This is a genomic window from Cognatiluteimonas telluris (assembly GCF_011320095.1).
In the GTDB taxonomy this organism is placed as follows: Bacteria; Pseudomonadota; Gammaproteobacteria; order Xanthomonadales; family Xanthomonadaceae; genus Cognatiluteimonas; species Cognatiluteimonas telluris.
The window spans coordinates 23260-47711 of the sequence record NZ_JAANOY010000002.1; the positions used below are offsets into that span (position 1 = coordinate 23260).

At 68.5% G+C, this 24452-nt stretch carries 21 protein-coding genes and 4 tRNA genes; 19 read left to right on the plus strand and 6 right to left on the minus strand.

Annotated features, from left to right (window positions below):
* Nucleotides 1-139: 139 nt before the first annotated feature.
* The 11 genes from G7B67_RS01880 to G7B67_RS01930 all read left to right on the plus strand — a co-directional run bounded on the left by G7B67_RS01880 (nt 140) and on the right by G7B67_RS01930 (nt 9442).
* Nucleotides 140-817 carry a MotA/TolQ/ExbB proton channel family protein gene (locus tag G7B67_RS01880; RefSeq protein ID WP_166206977.1) on the plus strand — a complete coding sequence of 226 codons (678 nt, stop codon included), beginning with the start codon at nt 140-142 and terminating at the stop codon, nt 815-817.
* Nucleotides 818-820: 3 nt separating this feature from the next.
* The gene (locus tag G7B67_RS01885) at nt 821-1243 is read left to right on the plus strand and encodes an ExbD/TolR family protein (RefSeq protein WP_166206980.1); all 423 of its coding nucleotides are present in this window, start codon (nt 821-823) and stop codon (nt 1241-1243) included.
* Nucleotides 1240-3021, plus strand: coding sequence for a lipid A export permease/ATP-binding protein MsbA (gene msbA / locus G7B67_RS01890; RefSeq protein WP_166206983.1), 1782 nt, complete (start codon nt 1240-1242; stop codon nt 3019-3021). Before G7B67_RS01885 ends, msbA begins: the two co-directional genes overlap by 4 nt.
* Nucleotides 3018-4043, plus strand: coding sequence for a tetraacyldisaccharide 4'-kinase (lpxK, locus tag G7B67_RS01895; protein WP_166206986.1), 1026 nt, complete (start codon nt 3018-3020; stop codon nt 4041-4043). Before msbA ends, lpxK begins: the two co-directional genes overlap by 4 nt.
* On the plus strand, nt 4033-4815 hold the full coding sequence (kdsB, locus tag G7B67_RS01900; RefSeq protein WP_166206989.1) for a 3-deoxy-manno-octulosonate cytidylyltransferase: 783 nt from the start codon (nt 4033-4035) through the stop codon (nt 4813-4815). Before lpxK ends, kdsB begins: the two co-directional genes overlap by 11 nt.
* 51 nt (nt 4816-4866) lie before the next feature.
* Complete coding sequence (locus G7B67_RS01905; RefSeq protein WP_166206992.1) at nt 4867-6321, plus strand: redoxin domain-containing protein; 1455 nt, start codon at nt 4867-4869, stop codon at nt 6319-6321.
* Between the two features lie 7 nt (nt 6322-6328).
* Complete coding sequence (gene uvrC, locus G7B67_RS01910; protein WP_166206995.1) at nt 6329-8320, plus strand: excinuclease ABC subunit UvrC; 1992 nt, start codon at nt 6329-6331, stop codon at nt 8318-8320.
* Complete coding sequence (gene pgsA / locus G7B67_RS01915; RefSeq protein WP_166206998.1) at nt 8317-8961, plus strand: CDP-diacylglycerol--glycerol-3-phosphate 3-phosphatidyltransferase; 645 nt, start codon at nt 8317-8319, stop codon at nt 8959-8961. The genes uvrC and pgsA overlap by 4 nt, the downstream gene beginning before the upstream one ends.
* A tRNA-Gly gene (locus G7B67_RS01920) sits at nt 8952-9027 on the plus strand. The genes pgsA and G7B67_RS01920 overlap by 10 nt, the downstream gene beginning before the upstream one ends.
* 178 nt (nt 9028-9205) lie before the next feature.
* Nucleotides 9206-9279, plus strand: a tRNA-Cys gene (locus tag G7B67_RS01925).
* Between the two features lie 76 nt (nt 9280-9355).
* Nucleotides 9356-9442 (plus strand) — tRNA-Leu (locus G7B67_RS01930).
* Nucleotides 9443-9702: 260 nt separating this feature from the next.
* Here the strand turns inward: G7B67_RS01930 and G7B67_RS01935 are convergent.
* The gene (locus tag G7B67_RS01935) at nt 9703-12690 is read right to left on the minus strand and encodes a VIT domain-containing protein (RefSeq protein ID WP_166207001.1); all 2988 of its coding nucleotides are present in this window, start codon (nt 12688-12690) and stop codon (nt 9703-9705) included.
* Nucleotides 12691-12758: 68 nt separating this feature from the next.
* Nucleotides 12759-12923: a GYF domain-containing protein gene (locus tag G7B67_RS01940; RefSeq protein WP_166207004.1), complete on the minus strand. Its 165-nt coding sequence runs from the start codon at nt 12921-12923 to the stop codon at nt 12759-12761.
* A gap of 321 nt (nt 12924-13244) precedes the next feature.
* Here G7B67_RS01940 and G7B67_RS01945 point away from each other — a divergent pair, with 321 nt between their 5' ends.
* Nucleotides 13245-14543: a nucleotide sugar dehydrogenase gene (locus G7B67_RS01945; protein WP_166207007.1), complete on the plus strand. Its 1299-nt coding sequence runs from the start codon at nt 13245-13247 to the stop codon at nt 14541-14543.
* A 91-nt stretch (nt 14544-14634) separates the two neighbouring features.
* On the opposite strand, the gene arsC is transcribed toward G7B67_RS01945, so the two are convergent.
* Nucleotides 14635-14985 carry an arsenate reductase (glutaredoxin) gene (arsC, locus tag G7B67_RS01950; RefSeq protein ID WP_166207010.1) on the minus strand — a complete coding sequence of 117 codons (351 nt, stop codon included), beginning with the start codon at nt 14983-14985 and terminating at the stop codon, nt 14635-14637.
* A 312-nt stretch (nt 14986-15297) separates the two neighbouring features.
* Between arsC and G7B67_RS01955 the strand changes: the two genes are divergently transcribed.
* The 6 genes from G7B67_RS01955 to G7B67_RS01980 all read left to right on the plus strand — a co-directional run bounded on the left by G7B67_RS01955 (nt 15298) and on the right by G7B67_RS01980 (nt 21750).
* The gene (locus G7B67_RS01955; RefSeq protein ID WP_279303944.1) at nt 15298-15867 is read left to right on the plus strand and encodes a GspH/FimT family pseudopilin; all 570 of its coding nucleotides are present in this window, start codon (nt 15298-15300) and stop codon (nt 15865-15867) included.
* Nucleotides 15864-16337 carry a type IV pilus modification protein PilV gene (gene pilV, locus G7B67_RS01960; RefSeq protein WP_166207015.1) on the plus strand — a complete coding sequence of 158 codons (474 nt, stop codon included), beginning with the start codon at nt 15864-15866 and terminating at the stop codon, nt 16335-16337. The genes G7B67_RS01955 and pilV overlap by 4 nt, the downstream gene beginning before the upstream one ends.
* Nucleotides 16334-17392, plus strand: a complete 1059-nt coding sequence (locus tag G7B67_RS01965; protein WP_243412209.1) for a prepilin-type N-terminal cleavage/methylation domain-containing protein — start codon at nt 16334-16336, stop codon at nt 17390-17392. Before pilV ends, G7B67_RS01965 begins: the two co-directional genes overlap by 4 nt.
* On the plus strand, nt 17389-17937 hold the full coding sequence (locus G7B67_RS01970) for a pilus assembly PilX family protein (RefSeq protein ID WP_166207018.1): 549 nt from the start codon (nt 17389-17391) through the stop codon (nt 17935-17937). Before G7B67_RS01965 ends, G7B67_RS01970 begins: the two co-directional genes overlap by 4 nt.
* Nucleotides 17938-18113: 176 nt before the next feature.
* Nucleotides 18114-21308 carry a pilus assembly protein gene (locus G7B67_RS01975; protein WP_243412210.1) on the plus strand — a complete coding sequence of 1065 codons (3195 nt, stop codon included), beginning with the start codon at nt 18114-18116 and terminating at the stop codon, nt 21306-21308.
* Between the two features lies 1 nt (nt 21309).
* Nucleotides 21310-21750, plus strand: a complete 441-nt coding sequence (locus tag G7B67_RS01980; RefSeq protein WP_166207021.1) for a type IV pilin protein — start codon at nt 21310-21312, stop codon at nt 21748-21750.
* Nucleotides 21751-21841: 91 nt separating this feature from the next.
* Here G7B67_RS01980 and G7B67_RS01985 read toward each other — a convergent pair.
* The 3 genes from G7B67_RS01985 to G7B67_RS01995 form a co-directional block, all read right to left on the minus strand.
* Nucleotides 21842-21916: transfer RNA gene (locus G7B67_RS01985), tRNA-Val, on the minus strand.
* 118 nt (nt 21917-22034) lie between these two features.
* Entirely contained in the window at nt 22035-23060 is a 1026-nt protein-coding gene (locus tag G7B67_RS01990) for a restriction endonuclease (protein WP_166207024.1), read from the minus strand.
* Between the two features lie 114 nt (nt 23061-23174).
* The gene (locus tag G7B67_RS01995) at nt 23175-23450 is read right to left on the minus strand and encodes a polyhydroxyalkanoic acid system family protein (RefSeq protein ID WP_166207027.1); all 276 of its coding nucleotides are present in this window, start codon (nt 23448-23450) and stop codon (nt 23175-23177) included.
* Between the two features lie 126 nt (nt 23451-23576).
* Between G7B67_RS01995 and G7B67_RS02000 the strand changes: the two genes are divergently transcribed.
* Nucleotides 23577-24377 (plus strand): FHA domain-containing protein, encoded by an 801-nt coding sequence (locus G7B67_RS02000; RefSeq protein WP_243412211.1) that lies wholly within the window; start codon nt 23577-23579, stop codon nt 24375-24377.
* The last annotated feature ends 75 nt before the right edge of the window (nt 24378-24452 follow it).

Here is a 24452-nt window from a genome sequence, read left to right on the forward strand (position 1 = left end):
CCACGGCACGCCATCAAGCGCCGGCAAACCCATCCGGCGTCCCGGAACGGACCACCCGCCAAGCCGCCCGACGCCCGCCCGGCTATCCTATCGGCCCAATGGCGCGCCCCCGTCGCCATCCGGATGCTGGAGGTTGCGCGTGCTCGAACTGGTCAAGGCTGGCGGATGGCCGATGATCCCGCTGCTGTTGCTCTCGGCCGTCGGCCTGGCGATCATCGTCGAGCGCTTCTGGACGCTGCGCCGCCGCACCGTGATGCCGCCGCGGCTGGGCGAGGAAGTCCGCGCCTGGGCCGCGCGCGGCAAGCTCGACCCGGCCCACATCGAATCCCTGCGCAATACCTCGCCGCTGGGCGCGCTGCTGGCCGCCGCGCTGGACGTGCGCAACCGCCCGCGCGACCAGGTCCGCGAGCGCATCGAGGACGTCGGTCGCCACCTGGTGCACCGCATGGAGCGCTACCTCAACACCCTGGGCACGATCGCCGCCGCCGGCCCGCTGCTGGGCCTGTTCGGCACCGTCGTCGGCATGATCCAGATGTTCCTCGGCATCCTCGACCACGGCCTGGGCGACGTCAGCCAGCTCGCCGGCGGCATCGGCAAGGCGCTGGTGTGCACCGCCACCGGCATGATCGTCGCGATCCCGGCGCTGATGTTCCATCGCTATTTCCGCGGCCTGATCGCCGGCTACATCGTCGACATGGAGCACGAGGCGATCCAGTTGCTGGACACCCTCGACGCCAGCGGTCCCGGGCTGCCGCCGGCCTCGGCGCGCACCGCCGCCGGTGGCCATGGGATCGTCCCGCCGGTCGCGGCCGGCTGACGCATGCGGATCCGCGACCATCGCAAGGACGACGAGCCGGAGATCAACCTGGTCCCGCTGATCGACGTCGTCCTGTGCCTGATCATCTTCTTCGTGATCACCACCACCTTCGATGCGCGCTCGGTGCTGAAGCTGCAGCTGCCGCGCGCCGACGGCCAGCCCGCCGAGGCGCAGGCCAAGTCCCTGAGCGTGCTGGTCAATGCCGACGGCCGCTATTTCATCGGCGACCGCGAGGTGCTGCGCACCGACATCGACTCGCTCAAGCGCACGATCAGTGAAGTCGCCGGCGACGACCACGATCGCAACGTGCTGCTGCGCGCCGACGCGCGGACGCCGCACCAGGCGGTGGTGACGGCGCTGGACGCGCTCGGGCAGCTCGGCTTCCGCCGGATCGCGATCGGCACCGCGCCGGAGCCCAAGCGGTGACCGACGCGGCGGATGCTGCGGCCGCGGCACGGGCGCCGTCCTCCTGGCGGTTGTATCGGCGACTGCTTGGATTCGCGAAGCCTTATCGCGGCCTGCTGGTCTTCGCGGCCGTGGCGATGCTGGTCGAAGCCGCCGCCGCCGGCGCGTTCACCTCGATGATGAAACCGGTGGTGGACGAGACCTTCATCGCCCGCAACGCGCACGTCAGCCTGCTGCTGCCGCTGGTGATCGTGGCGATCTTCCTGGTGCGCGGCATCGCCGGTTACGGGACCGACATCTACATGGCCAAGTCCGGTCGCGGCGTCGCGCGCGACCTGCGCGTGCAGGTGTTCGCCAAGTACCTGCGCATGCCGGGGCAACGCTTCGACAACGAAGCGGTCGGCTCGATGCTGGTGCGCCTGGGTTCGGACAGCGACCAGGTGGCGCAGGCCGCGATCGACGCCATGAAGGTGATGGTGCAGCAGTCGCTGCAGGTGCTGGTCATGCTCGGCGTGATGCTGTGGGCCAGTTGGCGGGTGACGCTGGCGATGCTGCTGCTCGGGCCGCTGCTGGCGTGGATGATGGACCAGGTCGGGCGTCGCTATCGCCGGCTCGGCCACCGAATCCAGGAAAGCGGCGCGCAGCTGATGCAGCACGCCGACCAGACCCTGAGCGGCCACCAGGAAGTGAAGGTCTACGGCGCGCAGCAGGTCGAGCAGGCGCGTTATCGCGGCCTGGCCGACCACAACTTCAAGCTCGCGCTGAAGGTCGAATCCACTCGCAGCATCTCCTCGGCGGTGGTGCAGCTGATGGGCGCGGTGGGCCTGGCGATGCTGCTGTTCTTCGCTGGCCATGAGGCCATGGCCGGGCGGCTGACGGCCGGCGGTTTCGTCAAGATCATGCTGTCGATGCTGGCGATCATTCCCGCGCTCAAGCAGCTGACCAACGTGCAGGGCATGCTGCAGCGGGGCGTGGCGTCCTCCGAGCGGCTGTTTTCGGTCCTCGATGCCGAGGATGAGGTCGATTCCGGGGACCGGCCGTTGTCGCGCGCACGCGGCCTCATCGAATTCCGCGATGTCAGCGCGCAGTACCACGGGCAGGCGGCGCCAGCGCTGCAGCACATCAGTTTCAGCGCGCGGCCCGGCACCGTCACCGCGATCGTCGGGCGCTCGGGCAGCGGCAAGTCGACGCTGGTGAAGCTGATCCCGCGCTTCTATGAACCCGCGTCCGGGCAGGTCCTGCTCGACGGCCATCCGTTGCGCGACTACCGCCTCGCCGACCTGCGCCGACAGGTCGCCCTGGTCGGCCAGCAGGTAATGCTGCTCGATGGCTCGATCGCGGCGAACGTCGCCTATGGCGAACTCGAGGGCGCCACGGCCGAGCAACTGCAGCGTGCCGTCGCCGGCGCCAATGCGATGGAATTCGTCGAACGCCTGCCCGAAGGCATGCAGTCGTCGGTCGGTGCCCGCGGCGGACGCCTGTCCGGCGGCCAGCGCCAGCGCCTGGCGATCGCGCGGGCGATGCTCAAGGACGCGCCGATCCTGATCCTCGACGAAGCCACCGCCGCGCTCGACACCGAATCCGAGCGCCTGGTGCAGGACGCGCTTGCGCGGCTGATGCCCGACCGCACCACGCTGGTGATCGCACACCGCCTGTCGACGATCGAACACGCCGACCAGGTGCTGGTGCTCGACCAGGGCCGGCTGGTGGAGCAGGGCACGCATGCCGAGCTGCTCGCGCGCGGCGGCCTGTACGCCCACCTGCACCGCATGCAGTTCCGCGAGCCGGGCGAGGGATGAGCACCCGCAACCGCAAGCCGCCGGCGTGGTGGTACGACGACGGCACGCCGCCCGTGGGCGCGCGCCTGCTGTCGGGCCTGTATCGCGCTGCGATCGACGTGCGGCTGGCGCTGTATCGCGTCGGCCTGCTGCGGCGTCGGCGCGCCGGCGTGCCGGTGGTCGTGATCGGCAACCTGATCGCCGGTGGCAGCGGCAAGACGCCACTCACGATTGCGACCGTCGAGCGCCTGCGCGCGGCGGGCTGGACGCCCGGCGTGGCGACGCGCGGCTACGGTCGCACCCAGCCCGAGCGCGCCCAGTGGGTCGATGCCGAAACGAATCCCGCCATCGGCGGCGACGAGCCCGTCCTGATCGCACGCCGCACCGGAGCGAAGGTCCGCGCCGACCGCGATCGCGCCGCCGCCGCGCGCGCACTGGCCGCGGCCGGTTGCGACATCGTGCTGTGCGACGACGGCCTGCAGCATTACCGGCTGCATCGCGATATCGAAATCGAGGTCATCGACGGCCGGCGGCGCCATGGCAACGGCCTGCTGCTGCCCGCGGGCCCCCTGCGCGAGCCGGTCGCACGCGGCGCGCTATGCGACTTCCGCGTGCTCAACGTGCCGCCGAGCGACAGCGGGCGTGCGACTCCTGGTTTCGGCGAATGGCCGATGCAGCTGTCCGCCGGCCGCGTGCTGCCGCTGCTCGGCGGCAGGCCGCGGGTACTGTCGGAATTCGCAGGGCAGCGCGTGCAGGCGGTGGCCGGCATCGGCGATCCCGAACGCTTCTTCGCCATGCTGCGCGCCCATGGCATCGCGGTCGTCCCGCATGCCTTCGGCGACCACCATCGTTACACCGCTGCGGATTTCGAATTCGGCAGCGACCTGCCGGTGCTGATGACCGAGAAGGACGCGGTCAAGTGCGTCGGCTTCGCCGGCCCGCGGCACTATGCTGTCCCGATCGACGCGCAATTGCCCGAGGCGTTCTGGATCGCGCTGCTCGATCGCCTGTCCGTCCTGCGGGGGTCACCCGATGTCCACTGACGCCGCGCTCGACTTCGTGGTCGCGATTCCCGCGCGCTTTGCCGCGACCCGATTGCCGGGCAAGCCGCTGCGCCTGCTCGGCGGCGAGCCGCTGGTGCTGCATGTCGCCCGGCGCGCGCTCGCGGCCGGCGCGCGTGACGTCTGGGTCGCTGCCGACGACGAGCGCATTGCCGCTGCGCTCGCCGGCAGTGGCGTGCGGGTCGCGATGACTTCGTCGGACCACGCCTCGGGCAGCGATCGCCTTGCCGAATGCGCGCGCTGCGCCGGCTGGAGCGACGACACCATCGTGGTCAACCTGCAGGGCGACGAACCCTTTGCGCCGGCGGCCGGCATCCGTGCCGCGGCCTCGGCGCTGCATGCGTGCACCGCGCCGATGAGCACCCTGGCCACGCCGATCGAGGATGCGCGCCAGTTGTTCGATCCCAACGTCGTCAAGCTGGTGCGGGCAGGCAACGGCAACGCGCTGTATTTCAGCCGCGCGCCGATTCCGTGGGCGCGCGACGCCTTCGCCGCCGATCGCGCCACGCTGCCACCTGGCATCGCCTGGCTGCGCCACATCGGCCTGTATGCCTACCGCGCGGGCTTCCTGCAGTATGTCGCCGCGATGCCGCCGGGCCGGCTGGAGCAGGCCGAATCGCTGGAGCAGCTGCGGGTGCTCGAAGCGGGATTCGACATCCGCGTCGAACTCAGCCCGGAGCCGTTTCCGCCCGGCGTGGATACCCAAGAGGACCTCGCGCGTGCCGAGCGCCATCTGCGCCAGCATCCGGGCTAGACGCGCGGCGATGGCATAATCGGTCCCTCGCGCGCGCATCCTGGAGCCGCCATGGCCACGGCCACCATCCAGTCGGGCGGCCCGGTCCGCGAACTGCCGCAGGCACTCGAATGGTTGAACCTGGCGCAACCGGCAAGATTGTCGGAGCTGCGCGGGCGCGTGTGCGTGCTGGCCTTCGTCAATTCCGGCTCGACCTGGTCGCTGCAGTGCCTGGAGACCCTCGCGTGGCTGCAGAAGCGGTACCGGTTGTCGCTGCAGGTGCTGGCGATCGACGTTCCGCGGTTCGACCATGAACGCGACCGCCGGCGGATGGCGCAGCGAGCCGCGCGATACGAGTTCGGGTTTCCGATCGCGCATGATCGCGACTGGGTCGCCTGGCAGCAGTACGGGATCGATGCCTGGCCGACGCTGCTGCTGGTCGATGCCGAAGGCAACGAGCGCGGTCGCATCGTCGGCCGCGGCGAGGGGCGAGGTTCCAGCCGCGCACTGGAAGGCACGGTCGGGCAGCTGCTGGCCGAGCAGGCGCACCTGCTCGCCGGTACGCCTGCGGTCGAACTGCGGCCGCTCGCCGAGCCCGACATGCCGCTGCGTTTTCCGATGGGCCTGGCGGTCGCAGGCAAGTATCTGTACGTCGCCGACAGCGGCCACCACCGCGTGCTCGAATGCGACCATGCCGGACGCGTGTTGCGGCAATTCGGCACCGGGCGCCTGGGTTTCCATGATGGTTCAACCGAGAGCGCCTCCTTTTCCCGCCCGCAGGGTCTGGCACTGGGGCACGGCGCGTTGTATGTGGCCGATACCGGCAACCATGCCGTACGCCGCATCGACCTGCGCAGCGGCGAGGTGCTGACGCTGCTGGGCGCCGGCCGCGCGGGAGCGCCACGCAAAGGCCAGGTGGCCACGGCGGATGCGGTCGCGCTGGACCATCCGCAGGCGATCGCGCTGGTCGACGACATGCTGTTCGTCGCCTGCAGCGGCGACAACAGGCTGTGGCAATACCAGCTGGGCACCCGCGAGCTGCAGCTTGCGGCCGGCTCGGGCCTGCTCGACGTGATCGATGGCGCCGGCGGCGAGGCGGCCTTCGCCGAGCCGATGGCCCTGGCGTCCGTGCAGCAGCTGCTCTACGTGTGCGATGCCGCCGGATCGGCGATCCGCAGCTTCAATGTCCGCAACCGCCAGGCGGTCACATTGCTGGGGCAGGGCCCCTGGGAACACGGACGCACCGATGGCCTGCGCAGCCACGCGCTGCTGCAGCATCCGCATGCGATCGCGCTGGATCCCGGCGCGCCGTTGCTGTGGATCGCGGACACCGGCAACAACCTGCTTCGCACGCTGCGCCTGGGTGGCGGGCAACTGGACACGGTCGCGCTGTCGCAGCCGCTGCACGGTCCCTGTGGGTTGGCGGTGGCCGACGGCATCGCCTGGATCGCGGACACCCATGCACATGCGATCCTGAGGCTCGAGATCGCCAGCGGCGCCTTGCATCGCGTTCCGGTCGGCGAGTGAGCCGCGCATGACCGATGAAGCCTCCGGGCCGGCCTCCGACGCCTCGCCCGCCACCGCACCGGCCCCCGCGGCGCCCTTCGACGGCAAGGCGTTCGTCCGCGCCCTGAGCAATGCGCCGGGCGTGTACCGGATGTTCGCGGCCGACGGCGGTGCGCTTTACGTCGGCAAGGCGGGCGCGCTGCGCAAGCGCGTGGCGAGCTATTTCAATGCCACGCCCAAGGCCGCGCGCACCGCGGCGATGCTGTCGCAGGTCGCGCGCATGGAAGTTGTCGTCACCCGCAGCGAGGCCGAGGCGCTGCTGCTGGAAAACCAGCTGATCAAGTCCACGCACCCGCGTTACAACGTGCTGCTGCGCGACGACAAGAGCTATCCCTACGTGCTGCTCACGCAGGAACCGTGGCCGCGGCTGGCCATGCATCGCGGCGCGCGCGCGGTCCCCGGGCGCTACTTCGGGCCGTACCCGGGCGTCGGTGCGGTGCGTGAGACGCTCAACCTGATGCACCGGCTGTTCAAGCTGCGCAGTTGCGAGGACAGCGTGTTCCGCAACCGCTCGCGGCCGTGCCTGCAATACCAGATCGGGCGTTGCAGCGCGCCGTGCGTGGGGCTGGTGCCCGCGCGCGAGTACGCCGAATCGGTGCGTCGCGTCGGCCTGTTCCTGGACGGCCGCAGCGACGAACTCACGCGAGAGCTCGACCAGGCGATGGCGGCGTCGAGCGAGCGGCTGGACTTCGAAGAGGCCGCGCGCATCCGCGACCTGATTGCTGCGATCCGCAAGCTGCAGGCGCGGCAGTATGTCGACGGCCGCGCCGCCGACCTCGATGTGCTCGCCTGCGCGATGAGTGGCAGCCACGCCTGCGTGCTGCTGCTCGCGTTCCGCGACGGACGCAACCTGGGCACGCGTGCGTTCTTCCCGAAAACCAACGGTGTCGACAACGCGGCGGAAGTACTGTCGGCATTCGTGTCGCAGTACTACGCCGAGCAACCGGCGCCGGGGGAGATCGTGCTGGATCGGGACATCGAAGATCGCGAGCTGCTGCAGGAAGTCTTCTCCACCGCCGCCGGCAAGCGCGTGGCGATCAAATGCAGCGTGCGCGGCGAGCGCGCGGGTTATCTCGATCTGGCCACGCGCAATGCGGAGATCGCGCTCGCCACCGAGCTCGGCAGCCAGGCCTCGCAGCAGGCGCGGCTGGAATCGCTGCGCGAGCTGCTAGGGCTGATCGAACTGCCATCGCGGATCGAGTGCTTCGACATCAGCCACACCATGGGCGAGGCGACCGTCGCCTCCTGCGTCGTCTTCGATGCCAACGGCCCGGCGCGCGGGCAGTACCGCCGCTACAACATCGCCGGCATCGAGCCCGGCGACGACTACGCGGCGATGCACCAGGCGCTGGAGCGGCGGTTCCGGCGCGCGGTCGAGGCGGGCGCACTGGCGGGAGGCGATGCCGGCGCGCGTGCGGAAAGCGCGCGCGGCTCACGCAGCGATGCGGTGCTGCCGGACATCCTGCTGATCGACGGTGGCGCTGGGCAGGTGGCGCAGGCGCGCGACGTGCTCACCGGATTGGGCATCGACAGCGTGGTGCTGGTCGGCGTGGCCAAGGGCGAAGGCCGGCGCGCCGGGCATGAGGCGTTGCTGTTGCCGGACGGGCGCGAAATCCGCCCCGGCCCCGAGTCGCAAGGCCTGCAACTGGTGCAGCAGGTCCGCGACGAAGCACATCGCTTCGCCATCACCGGCCATCGCGGACGCCGGCAGAAGGTGCGCAACACCAGCCGCCTGGAAGACATCCCCGGCATCGGCCCGCGCCGACGCGCTAACCTATTGCGACATTTCGGCGGACTCGGTGGGCTCAAGGCCGCGGGCGCCGAGGAAATCGCCCGCGTCGAGGGCATCAACGCCGCATTGGCCGAACGCATCTATGCCAGCCTGCATGGGCTGCCGGTGGCGGAGGCAGGCGGCAGTCCGGAGTCGCGCCAGGCAACGAGCGGGAGCAGTACACAGTGAAATTGACAGTCCCGACCATGTTGACGCTGCTGCGGATCCTGATGATCCCGGTGCTCGTGGTCGTGTTTTACCTGCCTTATGGCTGGACCAGTTTTGCGGCGGCGGCGGTCTTCGGCCTGGCGGCAATCACCGATTGGCTCGATGGCTGGATCGCGCGCCGCTACGAGCAGTACTCGGCCTTCGGCGCCTTCCTCGACCCGGTGGCCGACAAGCTGATGGTGGCGACGGCGCTGTTCCTGATCGTGCAGGGGCATCCGACGGCCTGGATGGCGCTGTGGGCGGCGGTGATCGTCGGGCGCGAGATCGCCGTCTCCGCCCTGCGCGAATGGATGGCCGAGCTCGGCCAGCGGGCGCGGGTGGCGGTGGCGACGGTCGGCAAGATCAAGACGATCGCGCAGATGGTGGCGCTGCTGTGCCTGCTGTATTCGATCAACCCGGCCCGGCCGCCGCACCCGATGCCCTGGCTGGGCAGCTATGTCTTCCACGTCGGCGACTGGCTGCTGGCGATCGCCGCGCTGCTGACGCTGTGGTCCGGCTTCGAGTACCTGCGGGCCGCCTGGCCGGTCCTGCAGTCGGGGGAGCGGGTGGCGGTTGACACTTCCGCCGCAGACAGTAAAATTGCCGGCTCGATGCGGGAATAGCTCAGTTGGTAGAGCACGACCTTGCCAAGGTCGGGGTCGCGAGTTCGAGTCTCGTTTCCCGCTCCAGGTTTCATGTTGCACAGGGCAGATCGCGATAACAGCCGCGCTCCGCCCTCGACCCGCCGCTTCGCGGCGCGTCGGCGGCACGCTCCATGCCGGAGCGCAAAGCCTCGGCTCGCCGGGGCTTTGTCGTATTTGCGGTTGAAAAAGCCGGCGCCTTGCGCCAGCCTTGTTGTCAGTCACCGGCCGGGTGGCAGAGTGGTTATGCAGCGGACTGCAAATCCGCGTACGCCGGTTCAATTCCGACCTCGGCCTCCAATCAGCACTTCGCTCGAATCCCGGCCTGCGCCGGGATTTTTGTTTGCCGCCACGCTGGTGCACCATGTGCCGCGCCGCCCGGATGGCGAAACTGGTAGACGCAAGGGACTTAAAATCCCTCACCTGAAAGGGTATGTGGGTTCGATCCCCACTCCGGGCACCAGAGCCGTCGGCGCAGCCGTGGTTCCTTCGCGGGCGGCGCGCTGTGGATCGCTGCGGCTGTGGCGGAGCGGTTCGCTACCGACTCCAGTCACCAATGCCATCCGTGCTGCTTCGCTTGCCTGGTCTGGCTGGCGCGCCACGCGAATGAGGTCCGGCAGGCGATGGGGATGGCGATGGCGTGGGCGTTGGCGTTGGCGGTAGCCAAGACGAGGGCTCGCTGGCTGCATCGGGCAGACCTGGTGGTTCGACGGCACCGCTGTGCTACTTCACCTCGAACTCCCCGACGAAGATGGTTTCCTTCTTGTCCTTCAGCCGCAGGACCACGGTCTTTTCCTGTTGCGAGCGCGTGCCGAAACCACTGCTCAACCACAGTTGCAGGGTGGTGGCGTCAGTGAGGACCTGCTGGCGGTCGCCGAAATAATTGGCTTCCACCTTGTAGATCCCGGGCTTGGGATGGCGCAGCACGAATTCCTCTGGGCCGTAGCCGCCGGTGAAGTCGGGCGACATGTGCCCGCCCTGGTAGGTGTCGCGGTGGCCGTAGTACGCGCGCTCACCGTTGGGGTCGGTGACCCACAGGTCGATGTCGGTGTCGTCGGCATCCCAGCTCAGGACCGCTCGCAGGCCCAGCGGCAAGTGGGTGAGCAGCGCCGGATCGATCGCGCGCGTGTCCAATGCTTTGGGTGCGGTATCGACGATGGCGTTCAGCTCGGCCAGCGCGGTGACCTCGATGCCGGGGAAGCGGCCGTCCCAGGTTCCGGTCGCCACTTCATACAGCAGCTCGATCGCGCGTTGCCGGTGCCCGAGCGCGGCATGGGCGAGCCCGAGGTCGCGGTAGCTTTGCGGCTCTTCCGGCGCCATCGCCAGCACCTGTTCCAGCACCGGGATGGCAAGCGCGGTCTTGCCCGACTGCAACAGTCGGTAGGCGAGCACGCGCAGCACCTGGCGGTTGTCGAGGTCGAGCTCGGCGAGGTTGGACAGCACCCGCAGCGCGAGCGCGGGTTGTCCCTTGTCGAACAGCACCTGCGCGGCATCGAGATAGAACGCACTGCCGGCCGGCGCATGCGCACGCTCGTCGAGGTACACGGCGTATGCGTGGGTGCTGTCGGCAAGGCGCAACCGGCGGGCCTGCTTCGAATCCGGGCGCCACGGTGTCAGTGCAATCTGCGTGTTGGCGCCTTCCGCCGGTTCGGCCTCGGACCGCTGGACCCTGGCTCCGGTGACCATGATGCTGTCCAGGCTGGTGTTCGCGCTGGCCTGGCGCGCTGGCGCGGGCGGGGGCGGCGGCGTCGGCATCGTCGTCATCGGTGCGGGCGCTTCCCGCACGACCGGCGCCTCCGCGGAGGCGGCATCGACCCCTGCATCCGTGGCTTGCGCCCGTGCATGTTCCGCGTCGGCTCGTGTGGCCGCCGCGGCGTCGGTTTTGGCGGGCTTGGGCGCCGGCGGCGCGCCCTTCGGGAAAGCCTGCGACCACCACGCCACGCGCGCCTGCCATTGCCCGCGCACCGACGCCAACTGCTCGCGACGGGCGAGCGCGTCGGCGTCGGCATCGGCGCGCACGAGCAGGGCATGGGCGGCGGCGAGTTCAGGCGGCGGCGCGATGTGGTAATGCAGGTAATCCTCGACGCGCTCGAGCACGATCAGCGAGCTCTGCGGCGTGACCATGTGGAAGTCGTGGCCCAGCGCGCTGATGGCGGCGCGGTTGGCATCTGGCTCCTGCTGCAGTTGGGCAAGTCGGTAGCGCGCCCAGGTGCGCGCGGCAAGATCGCTTTCGACGGCGTGGGACAGGTCGACGGTGATCTCGCGCGCGCCCGTCGGCGTGTCGAGCGTCAGTTGCAGGTGCGCATTGGCTTCGCGCAGGCGGCCGGTGATGCGCAGCATGCCGTCGGCCGGATCCGGCGTTTCGACCAGCAGGTCGCTGGCGCCAACGCCATCGAGCGTGCGCAGGCGCGGGCCGTCACTGAGCAATGCGGCCGTGGCGGCGGGTAGATCCCCGCTGTCATCCAGCGTCAGCGCACGCCCGCCGCGTGCGATGGCGAGGCCGTACAGGCGCACTCCGTCGCCGGCGACGCCGGCGCGGATGGTGTACAGCCGCTGGCGCGGAGCGAACGTCGGGAACGGTGCGTCGCCGTAATCGAACAGGCCATCTCCAAACAGCAGGTAGTCGCCGATCTCGCGATCTGGCGTCCAGCCGCCGGCCGTGGTCGCGCCGTCGTATTGCGTGGAGGCAAGCTCGCGGCGCAGCGCGCTCCAGTCGCCGTCCCGGACATGGAAGTGGCGCGGGGGTTCGACAACGTCGCGCAGGCGCAGAAGGCTGACGTCGACTGTGCCGGCGGCGCGGAAGTAAGCGCCGAGCAGCGCGAATTCCAGGTCGTGTGCGCGGCGGGCGCCGGACAGCGAACTGTCCCAGAGCAGGCCGATGCGGGCGGGCAGGTGGCGCTGCCGCAGCAAGGACGTGACCGGCGTACCTGCGCTGGCTTCGGTCGCGATGGGCACGTCGGCGACGAAGTAGCGCACGCCCTGGAGCGACTGCGCCTGCACCGCGGGTCGGGCCGTCGCCGGAAGCACCAGCGTGAGGCCGCGCGCTGGCTCGAAGTCGCCGCGCGACAGCGACAGCGTCCACGCGCCATCGCCGCTTGGGCGCAGTGCCACCGGCCGCAGCAGTCCCTGAACGACCGGCGCGGTCGCGGAATGGATCTCGATGGCGAGCGTTGGCAAGGTGGCGGCGAACTGCAGCGGCAGCGTCATCGTCGGCGCACGACCGCCGGGAAGGCTCTCGGCCAGCGTCATCGCGACACGCCGGGTCCCGCCAGGCGCGAAGGGATAGATGCGCAGGCGGAAGGCGTCGCCGGCCGTCTGTTCCAACAGGCCGGGATCGGCGCCGCGACGCTCGATCGCTTCGAACACCTGCCGGCCGCGGGTTTTTTCCACCGGCACCGCGTCGCGCATCCGGCCGTCGACATCGAGTGCGAAGCCGACGACCTGCTGTCCGGGTCGCAGCGGGAATTGCAGGTTGCCTTCGAGCACGCGCGAGTTGGGATTGGCGAACGTCATCCGCAGGGTGGTCTGCGCCTGTCCTGCGCCAATGTCGATCCGCACCGCGGCGGCTTCAAGCGCCACCGGGCGCGCACCGGCAGCGACCGCGACGAGCACGGGCCGCGGTCGCGGCTTGATGTCCTGCGCATGCAGCGGCACCGCGCCCGGCAGCAGGCCGGCGAGCAGGGCGGCAATGGTCACGAGGATCAAGCGCATGGGTGATCGTCCGGCAGGCAAGTGGCGGCTAGGAACGGAGCGTGGGCAACGATGGGGTTACGGCTGCATCAATCGCGGCAGTCGGCCGGCAGCCGGTCGGCAAAACCATCGCGCCACACATCGCTGTCGCCGCGCAGCTGCCGGGACGCCAGCGCGCCATGCACGAATGCTTCGTCCACCGGACCGCGCTGGGCGCCGCTGGCGTCGAGATAGAACCACTGGATCCCCGGCATTTCCTTCCCCTGTGTGATCGGACGTCCCCGTCGCGTCCGATGCATCCCCCGATGCCCGGACCGTGCGCAGATGGCGCGTGGCCAGTGTCGCGGACTTCGTCGCAGCCACCAAGGGCGGATTCGATAACGCAACGCCGGTTGGGCCAGGTCCGTGCGGATCGAATGGGGTTCTTGCGGCCAATGAGTCGACGCATGCCCGTATTCGATGGGTGCCAGGCCGGGCGACGCCAGTCGCGGCACTGCGATCGGGGGGCGGTAGCAATGCGCTTTGACAGCCGCCGCGCGTGGTGCACCATGGCAGCCGGACCAAGGGGATGTCGCATGCAGGACCACGGGTTTCCCGGATTGGAGGACGTCCGCATCGGCGTGGTGGGGCTGGGCTACGTTGGCCTGCCGCTGGCGGTCGCATTTGGCCGGGCCTACGACACGGTAGGCTTCGACATCGATACCAGCCGCATCCAGGCGCTGCGCGACGGGGCAGGGGATCGCAACCGCGAAGTCGAGTCAGATGAGTTGTCGTCGTCGGCGCGTCTGGCGCTGACGGCGTCGCTGGAAGATCTGCGCGACTGCAATGTCTATGTCGTCACCGTGCCGACCCCGATCAACGAGCACAAGCATCCGGACTTCACCCCGCTGATCCTGGCCAGCCAGAGCATCGGTGGCGTGCTCAAGCGAGGGAACGTGGTGGTCTACGAATCCACGGTCTACCCGGGTGCCACCGAGGAAATCTGCGTCCCCGAACTCGAACGCACGTCGGGCCTGCGGTTCAACATCGATTTCTTCGTCGGTTACAGTCCCGAGCGGATCAATCCGGGCGACCTGCAGCGGCGCCTGGCGGACATCCCAAAGGTGACGTCGGGATCGACACCCGCCACGGCGGACTTCGTCGATGCGCTTTATCGCAGCATCATCAGGGCCGGCACCCACAAGGCCTCGAGCCTGCGCGTGGCCGAAGCGGCGAAGGTCATCGAGAACACCCAGCGCGACGCCAACATCGCGCTGATCAACGAGTTCGCTCTGATCTTCCACCGGCTTGGCATCGATACCGGCGAGGTGCTCGAAGCGGCCGGCACCAAGTGGAACTTCCTGCCGTTCCGGCCAGGGCTGGTGGGCGGTCACTGCATCGGCGTGGATCCCTATTACCTGATCCAGAAGGCGCAATCGGCGGGCTATTACCCCGACATCCTGCTGGCCTGCCGGCGGATCAACGATGGCATGGGCGCGCACATCGCCTCGGAAGTGATCAAGCTGATGATCCAGCGCGGGATCGCCGTCGCCGGGGCGCGGATCCTGCTGCTGGGAATCACCTTCAAGGAAAACTGCCCGGACCTGCGCAATACGCGGGTGATCGACCTGGCGCGCGAGTTCGGCGAATACGGGGCATTGGTCGACATCCATGATCCCTGGGCCGATCGCGCGCAGGCGGCGCACGAATACGGCGTCGAACTGCTGGCTGACGCACCGCAGGCGGGCGCCTACGACGCCATCGTGGTGGCGGTTGCGCACGATGAGTTCCGTGCGATGGGCATCGACGGTCTGCGCCGGCTGGCCAACGGCCGCGCGGTGGTCTACGACATCAAGGGGATCTTCCCGAAGGACGCGGTCGACGCCCGGTTGTGACCTGGCCGGTGGTGCGGCGGTTGCGCGCCGTACGCCAGCGCCCGTGCAAGCCTGTGCATTGGAAGCGATGCCGTCGCGGGTGCGCGGTGGATCAGCCCAGCAGTTCCAGCACGCGTTCCGGCGGGCGACCGATGACGGCGCGCCCGGCGTGCACGAAGACCGGGCGCTCGATGAGCCGCGGATGCGCGTGCATGGCGGCGAGCAGGGCGTCGTCGTCGAGCGTCGGATCGCCAAGGCCCAGCGCGGCGTATTCCGGTTCGCCGGAGCGCAGCAGCGAGCGCACGCCGGTGCCGAGCATCTCCGCCAGTTGCCGCAATTCCTCGACGGCGGGGGCCTTGTCCAGATAGTCAACGACGCCGGGCTCGATTCCGCGCTCACGAAGCAGATCAAGCGCCCCACGTGATTTCGAGCATTGCGGATTGTGAAACAGGCGCGTTTCCATGGGCGATTCCGCTGGAGCTGGGCTGCGACCCCCACGTGACGGCACCGCGACCCGCCCACGTTCTGGGCGGCGGCTTGAGGGCGGCGGAAGTGTAGGCCATCGGTCAGGACCGCACCTGCGCGGCCAGGACTGGATGTCGCACGGCCCAGGAAACGTGACCGACAGCACCTGAAAATGACGCGGATGGTCACATCCAGCCGATCTTTGTCATCTCGGAAAAGTGATTTGTCAATGCCATCCGTCTGGGACTTGTAACCGGCTGTCACTTACATGACAGTATCGAGTGGGGCGTTCAGGTGGGGTTTGGTTCCGATGTCCGGGAAACGGGGATTCACGCTTATCGAGCTCATGGTCGCGATCGCGATCACGGCGGTCCTGTTGACGATTGCCGTTCCGTCGTTTGAAGCGACCATCAATTCCAGTCGCCTGACCAGCAGCGCGAATGAATTCGTGAATGCGGTGCAGACCGCGCGCATGGAGGCCATTCGACGCAGCCAGCACACCGCCGTCTGCTTCAGCGCCAGCGCGGAGAGCGCGGCGCCGACCTGCAGCGCCGCGGGTGCCGATGGCTGGATCACGTTCGTCGATGCCGATGGCAACGACAGCTTCGGCGCCGGCGATACGTTGCTGGCGGCATCGACCCTGCCCCCGAGCGTGCAGCTCGCCGGCAGCCCCCTGCTCAACGCCAGGGTCGTCTTCCACGCCGATGGCCGCGCGCGCGATGCCAGCGGTGCCTTGCTCAAGGGCGTGGCGCGCCTGTGCATGGAGACCCGTCGGCCGGTGGACAACATGCACGATGTCGAGATCGGTACGGGCAGCCGGGTGTCGACCAGCCGGCAGGACGGCGGCGGCACCTGCACCAATCCGGCGGATCCGGCATGAACGGATGCTTGCGCAATCGCCGGCAGGTGACCGGCGCGGGCCTGATCGAGGTGCTGGTCGCGATCGTGGTGCTGTCGTTCGGGATGCTCGGCATGGCGGCGCTGCAGGCGACCTCGCTGCGCAATAGCCAGAGCGCGCTGGAGCGCAGCGAGGCGGTGGTGCAGAGCTACGCCATCCTTGACGCGATGCGCGCCAACCTGGATGTCGCGCGGATCAATGGCTACAACCTCTCCACCATGACCTGCACCGCTCCCAACGCGGGCACCGGCAGTGGCGGCACAGCGTTGGCCGCGACCGACCTGCACGACTGGATCCTCGGCCTCCAAGCCACGCTGGGCGAAAGTTCGTGTGGGCAGATCGCCTGCGGCAGCACCAGTTGCAGGATCACGGTGCAGTGGGACGACTCGCGCGGCACCCACGCCACGGCCGACACCGCCCCGATCACGATGGTCACGGAGACAAGGCTGTGAGCCGCAGGCCTGCTCCGCATCGCAGCCAGCGTGGCGCCACCCTGATCGAGCTGATGGTCGCGCTGGTGCTGGGGCTGATCGTCTCGGGCGCGGCGCTGTCGCTGTTCATCGCCAACCGGCAGACCTACCTGGCCACGGAAAGCCTCGGCCGCCTGCAGGACAACGGGGCTACCGCCTTCGAGCTGATGGCGCGCGACGTCCGCGAGGCAGCAGGCAATCCCTGTGACGCCAGCGACGACGTCGTCAACGTGCTCAAGACGCCCACGGCCGCCTGGTACACCGACTTTGGCGACGGCATCCGTGGTTATGGCGGCACCCAGGCGATGTCCGGGCTGGCGATCGGCACGGCGGCCGGGCAACGCGTCAGCGGAACTGATGCGATCGAACTGAAATTGGCGGCCGACGGCGTCAATATCGTCAACCACGTGCCGGCTTCGGCGACGTTCACGGTCAACGTCAAGAGCCACGACCTGCACCCGGGCGACATCGCGATGGCCTGCGATTTCAACCATGCCGCGATCTTCCAGGTGACCAACGCCCAGCCCGGCATCAACACCACCATCGTGCACAACACGGGTGGGTCGACGTCGCCGGGCAACTGCAGCAAGGGCCTGGGCTCGCCACTGCTGTGCACGACCACCGGCACCAGCTACGAATTCGGATGCAAGTTTGGCGGGCAGGACCCGTTGATCGACTGCACGCTCGCCGACAACCGGTGGACGGCGACGATCGCCAAGGTGCATGCGACGCGCTGGTACGTCGGCCATAACGCGCGCGGTGGCACGTCGCTGTACCAGTCGGTCGTGCGCAACAACGCCGGCAGCCTTGTGGTGGACAACGACGAAGTCGCCGAAAACGTCAGTGGCATGACACTCCAATACCTGGTGCGCGATGCGGGAAGTTATGTCGCGGCGGCATCGGTCACCGACTGGTCGAAAGTCGTTGCGGTCAAGGTGCAGCTGGCGATGTCGGTGGACATGACGCTGGGCACCCATGGCACGCCGCTGCGGCGGACGATCGCGCACGTGGTGGCCCTCAGGAGTCGCGCGCAATGAACCGGCAAGGCGGAAGACACTCCCAGCGTGGCAGCGCCCTGATCGTGGTGCTGATGCTCCTGACGGTCATGATGCTGCTGTCGCTGGCGAGCATCCGCGGCACGCTGCTGAAGGAAAAACTCAGCACCAACATGCGCGACCGCAGCCTGGCCTTCCAGGCGACCGAAGCGGCGCTGCGCGAGGGCGAATCGGTCGCCGCGGCGACCACGGTGGCCATGTTGCCCGCGAGCGGGTGCCTGCACGGCCTGTGCGCGAAACCCGTCGCCAGCGATCCACCGCGCTGGGAATCCTCGGGCTTCTGGGCAGACAATTCCGGCAACTGGCGCGAGACGACGGTGGATGTCGGTTCGTTGACGGCCAAGCCGCGCTTCATCGTCGAGTTGCTCGACGACTCGATCCCGGCCAAGGGCAGCTGCACGACCAGCATCGATGTCTCGCCCGAATCGTCGTGCTCGGGCACCGAGCGTCGCTTCCGCATCACCGCGCGCAGCCAGGCGGCCAATCGCGCCGAAGTCATCCTGCAGTCCATCTACGCCGTGCCCTGATCGCGACTTCCGAGCAGCCCGCCATGAACAGCTCCGCTACGAACAGACGCGCCACCGCTCGCCGCGCCACCGACCGCGCGTGCCGTGCGGCGCCCATGCAACGCTTGGCGCCGGCCCTCCTTGCGCTCGTCGCAACGCTGCTCGGTGGGCCCGCCACCGCGGTCACCATTCCTGACATGCCATTGCAGACCGGCAGCGCCTATCCGCCGGCGAACATCATGTTCATCCTCGACGATTCCGGCTCGATGGAAGGCGTGGCGATGCCCAAGGATGTCAGCAGCGACGACGACCTGGGCGATGACATCGACGACAAGTCCTACGTCCACAACACGATCTACTACAACCCCTCGATCGACTACGCGACGTGGATGAAGGCCGACGGCAGCCGTTTTTCAGGTGGCACGGACTACACCGCTGCCTACAGCCACGACAGCCTGCTCAGCGGGTCGACCAATCTATCGGCCAGGACGCAGACGTTCTTCGTCCCGAAGGCATCGGACTCGGATCCCGATGCGACCAGCGACTATTACCGCTACCAGATCCGAAACGTGGGGGGCACGTTGCGCGTGGTGCGCAGCGAATGGAGCAAGGCCCGGGTCGAAGGCGTCGACAATGCGGGATGTTCCTCCTCCAGCGGGCGCAACTGGCGCCATTGCGCCTTCGCCACCCCGACCGGACGCACCGAAGCACTGGAGATGGCCAACTTCGCGACCTGGTACTCCTACCATCGCACCCGCATCAAGGTCGCCAAGGCGGGCGCGAGCGAAGCCTTCGGCCAGCTCGGCTCCAACATCCGCGTCGGTTACGACTCCATCTGGAACCGCAGCCCCTACGCGATTCCGGTGTCCAGCGATGGCGGGCTGTTCAAGGGCAGCAACCGCAGCAACTGGTTCGACCACCTGCAGGCGGCGAACGGCAATTCCGGAACGCCGTTGAAAGGTGCGCTGCAGCGGGCGGGGATGTATTTCGAAAACACCGACGCCACCGGACCGTGGGGCCCGGAGACCGGGGCCAACCAGATCAGCTGCCGCCAGAATTTCGCCATCCTGACCACAGACGGCTACTGGAACAACAACAGCGGATACACCGCCGTGGGCGATGTCGACGGTGTCGATGGCACCACGATCAGCCCGAAGGTACCGAAGGACCCAAAAAATCCGGCCGCCTCGAATTACAAGTACACGCCCGCGAGCCCCTACAGCGACAACTTCAAGGGCAACAGGGGCAGCCTGTATTCGGCAGCCGACACGCTCGCCGATGTCGCGATGCATTACTGGAACCGCGACCTGGTCAGCACGCTCGACAACGACGTGCCGACATCGACCGCCGATCCGGCCTTCTGGCAGCACATGGTCACCTTTGGCGTGTCCATCGGCCTGCAGGGGCGGCTGGATCCGAAGTCAGACCTGCCTTCGATCACCAACGGCAGCAAGCACTGGGGCGACCCGACCGACACCGAGGACCTCGATCGCATCGACGACCTCTGGCACGCCTCGGTCAACGGGCATGGCAATTTCGTCGCCGCCGCCAATCCGACCCAGTTCGCACAGGGCCTGATCGATGCCCTGACCACGGTCGCGGCGCGCCTGGGTTCGGCATCCAACGTGACGGCCAACAGCACATCGTTCCAGACCGACACGCGCGTGTACCAGGCCAGTTACGTGTCCGGCAAATGGACTGGCGAACTGGCGGCGTACGAAGTCAGCAAGGCTGGCGTGTCGAGCGTGGACGCCGATGGTGATGGGCTGCCCGATGCCGTGTGGCAGGCGTCCAAGGGCATTCCGGCGACGGGCCGCAGCATCTTCACCTGGGATACGGCCGGTGCGACGTTTCCGACCGCGGCGCAGACCACGGCACTGGATCAGACCAGCCGTGCGCTGTCGCCGGTCTCGGGCGCGGACAACGCGGCATACATCGCCGGCAATCGATCGAAGGAGCGTCGTAACAACGGCAAGCTGCGCGACCGCGACAGCCTGCTGGGCGACATCGCCGACTCCTCGCCGATCTACGTCAAGGACAGCGAGACGATCTTCGTAGGCGCCAACGACGGCATGCTGCACGCCATCAACGCGAGCAGCGGCGCCGAGAGGTTCGCCTACGTCCCGGCCGGCCTGGACCTGGCGAACCTGGCCAGCCTGAGCGATCCGCAATACGTGCATCGCTACTTCGTGGATGGACCGATCGCGGTCTCCACCCACACCCAGACACCGGCGAAGAACTACCTGGTCGGCGCGCTCGGGCGCGGGGGCAGGGGCGTGTTCGCACTCGACGTCAGCGATCCGACCGCGTTTGGCACCAGCAATGTGTTGTGGGATGGCACAGGCAGCGCGCTCGGCGGCGACATGGGTGACGTCCTTGGCGCGCCGCTGATCGCCAAGCTCAACGACGGCAGCACCGGCGTGATCGTGTCCAATGGCATCAACAGCGTCAACGGCGATGCGGTGCTGTTCGTGATCGACCTGGCGACCGGCACGGTTCTGCGCCGGCTCGATACCGGCGCTGGCAGCGACAACGGCCTGTCCGCGCCCCGTGGCGCCGACGTCAACGGCGATGGCAAGGTCGATTATGTGTATGCGGGCGATCTGAAGGGGAACGTCTGGAAGTTCGACCTGCATTCAACGACTTCGTCGGACTGGGCCGTCGCCAATGCCGGCGCGGCGATGTTCACCGCCACCGACGACGCCGGCAACGCGCAGCCGATCACGGCCGGGCTGGCGATCGCGCGCGATCCATCCACCAACAAGATCTGGGTGTTCGTCGGCACCGGCAGCTTCATGACCACCGGCGATGCGGCGGACGCCAGCGTGCAGTCGATCTACGGCCTGGTCGACAACTCGACCACGATCAGCGGCCGGAGCGCGCTTGCCGAGCGCAAGATACTGGTGTCCACCACGCTCGACAACCGCCTCGTGCGCGGATTCGAAGCCGCATCGAGCCTGCCCGCGGGCAAGCCAGGCTGGTATATCGACCTGGACAATCCGACCGCAGGCGAGCGCGTGGTGAGCGATCCGCGCGTGCACGGCAGCGTGCTGCTCGCGGCCAGCCTGATCCCGCCGACCGGCAATACCTGCGCGGCCGGCGGCTCGGGCTACATCAATGCAATGGACGCGTTCACCGGGACCAGCCTCGCGGCGCCGTACTTCGACATCAACGGCGATGGCAAATACGACGGCAGCGACGAGGTCACCTCTGACGGCACCGTGGTGCCGGTGGGGTCGGTCGATGTCGGCGTCGGCATGCCGACGTTGCCGACGCTGATCGAGCAGTTGCTGGTGGTGGGCGGATCGAAGGGGACGCTGGGTTCGATCGCGGTGAATCCGCAGGGCGGGTCGCCGCGCCGTATTTCCTGGCGCGAGATCCTCAGGGACTGACATGGCCGACATCTCCAGCGGCAATGCCCCGCGTGCGCAACTCACAGTGCGTCCGCGTGGCTTCACACTGCTTGAATTGATGATCACGGTCGCGATCGTCGCCATCCTCGCCGCCGCGGCGCTGGCAAGCTACGGCTATGCGACGGTCAAGAGCCGCCGGGCGGCCGCCAAGGGCTGCCTGACCGAAGGCGCGCAGTTCATGGAGCGCTATTACACGTCCAATTTCACCTACGCCGGCGCGGCCCTGCCGGCTTGTTCGTCGGACGTAAAACCTTATTATCGAGTGGAATTTTCCGGTACGCCGGATGGCAGCAGCTACGTCGTGCAGGCGGTTCCACTGGCCGGGCAGGCCAGGGGCGACTCCCTGTGCGGAACCCTTTCGATCAACCAGGTCGGCCACCGGACCGAGTCTGGGACCGGCAGCGTGGCGGATTGCTGGTAGGCGCCTCGCGGCCTGCGTGCGCCATGTGCGTCGCGATCGCAGGCTGGTGGCCTGCAGGGTGTCGGATGCAGGCAGGCGATCCGGATCCGTCTGGTGGGCGGTGCAGGGTTCGAACCTGCGACCCTTGCCGTGTGAAGGCAATGCTCTACCGCTGAGCTAACCGCCCGAAGGGTGCGCAGTATAGCGGCGCGCCCGGCAGAGGCCAACGGGTTGTCTGCAGAAAAATCGCTCCGGTCGTTGATGCCAGCCCTGCCCGTGGCGACGGGCGCAGGCAGCTTCCGCTGCTAGTACGCCCGGCACTGCACGAAACGCACCGGCTTGCGGCTGCCTGCCGGGGGCTGCAACTGGAGCCGGGTGGCGCCGAGTTCATCGTCCTGTTCCAGCAGCGGGCAGATCGAGGGCAGGGGATCGCTGGTGTCATCGACCAGTTGCACCAGCAGCGTCGACTGGGTTTCCCAGACGGCGCGATCGACTAGTGGCAGGCTCGCGATCGCTGCTGCGACAGCCTTGCGCCGGCGCATGAGTTCGGCCGGAGCATCGTCTTTGGCAAGCGCCGTCGGGCTGGTCGTCGCGGGTGACGGCAATGGCGACGCGGGCGTTGCGACCGGGGCGGATGCCGGGGTCGTGGTCCCGGTCGCCACGTGGGTTTCCGGCCGGGTCGTGGGCACGCTCGCCGCGGCAGCCGGCAGATCGGACACATCGGGGGACGTGTCCGGTTGTTCGCGCCGCATCAGCATGAACAGCACCAGCCCCAGCACCAGTCCGAGCAGCCACGCCATCAGTACCTGCTGGCGCGATCGGGCCTTGGATGGTGCCGAGATCGCGTCGCGTTGTTCTTCGGGCAACAACGGCCGCAGCTCGGGCCACAAGGTTGGGCCGTCCATCAGTTCGATCCGCTGCGCGCGGGCCAGCGGCCGCGCTTCGGGCGCGAACTGCCCCGGCGTGACCAGCAGGCCCCCCGCAAGGTTGTGCATGCGGATGGCATTGGCGAATTCAGCAATGGCGGTCGATCCAAGTACGTAGGCGGCGCCGTGCTTGGACGAAAGCAGGAACCGCTGGCCGTTCCGCTCCAGGACGTAGTCGCCTTCCTCGCCGGGCGAGTTGGGCTCGAAGGTGCGCTCGTAGCCGCGGCGGATCAGGGCATCGAGCACCAGGTGGATGAAGTCGCGCCAACGCATGCCGGCCAGCGCCGCGACGCCGGCCGCGGCTTCCTCACGTGGCAGGCGGACGCGGTGCAGGTACAGCGTCGCCGGAATGCCGACGACCAGCACGCTCATCACCGGAAACACCCATTGCGCCCAATCGCCCACGCCAACCTCACCGCCCGGAACCGAGGCGGAAGGATAGTCGAAACGTCCGCGGGCCTGTGTGTTGGCCGGGCGCGATGCGGGCGGCTGCGGGGCAGCCGCGATGCGAGCCGGTCGTCAGCCCAGGCGCTCGGCCAGCACCCGGCGCATTTCCTGTTCGATCGGGCCCTTCATCGCCGCGAACAACATCCCCAGCCGGGCATCCACCAGCAGCGCGCCCGGCACCAGCGCGACCTGGCCATCGACGCCGCTGCGCTTGAAATGCAGCACGTCGCCTTCCCAGCGATAGTCCAGCCCGAATCGCTGGCCGAGCTTGATCGCGAAATCCTCGACCGCCTGGCGCGCCTGTGCCGGCGGCAACGAATGGGGATGGCGGATCTGGATGGTCGACATGGATCGGTCCTGGGCAGTGGCCGGCGAAGCGTCATTGTGCGATGGCGGCGCGGTTGGGCCAAATCGCCATGGACGCTGCCTCGCGGCCTGCGCGCGCGAGTTGGAGCTTCTGCTAAATTGCCGCCGGTGGAAGAGATCAAGCTCAGGATTGCCGGTGCGGATGGCGAGACCGCGCTGGGCGCGGGCGTGCATGCCATCGGCCGCGATGCCCGTGGCACCATCGGTGTTGTCGGCGACGGCCGCGATGCGTTGCTGCGATTCTGCGTGGACCGGCGTGGCGTGTGGATGACGGTCGACGACGCCGCGCGTGGCGTGCACGTCAACGGCCGCCCGGTGCGCCGGATGGCCATGTTGCGCGTCGGCGACACGGTCCATGTCGACGGCGCCGAAGTCATGCTGATCGGCACGCCGGCGCTGGACATGCCGGCGAAGCTGGGCAACACGCCGGTGGAAGCCGGCATCGATCCGCGGGTCGTCTTGCGCGGCGTCGGTGGGCGATACCACGGCCGAAGCTTCACCCTCGAACGGCCGCGCCTGGTGGGCCGCGCCGCCGACGCCGACATCCGCATCGACGATGGCGCGTTCGCCGATCGCCATGCGCGGATCGACATGAGCCAGGACGTGATCGTGCTGCGCGACCTGGGTTCGGCCGAGGGCAGCATCGTCAACGGCGAGCAGGTGCGCGACGCCGTGCTGCGCCCGGGCGACCAGATCGTCTTCGATGCGCACCACCGCTTCGTGGTCGAAGCGCCTGCGCGCGCCATGGGGCAGGCCGGAGCCCCGGAGTTGTCCGACGACGAGAATCGGGAACTGCCGTCTCCGCAAGGCTCGGGTCGTTCCGGGCGCCGCCTGCCGTGGCTGCTGCTCGCGGCGCTGCTGATCGCGATGGCATTGAGCGCGTTGCTGCTGTTCGGGGTCCAGGCCTAGCGATTTGCGTGCCTGCGGCATCGGCCGGGCGTCCGGGCCGGATCCGCCGACCGGCCATGCCGGCGGTGGCGGCCA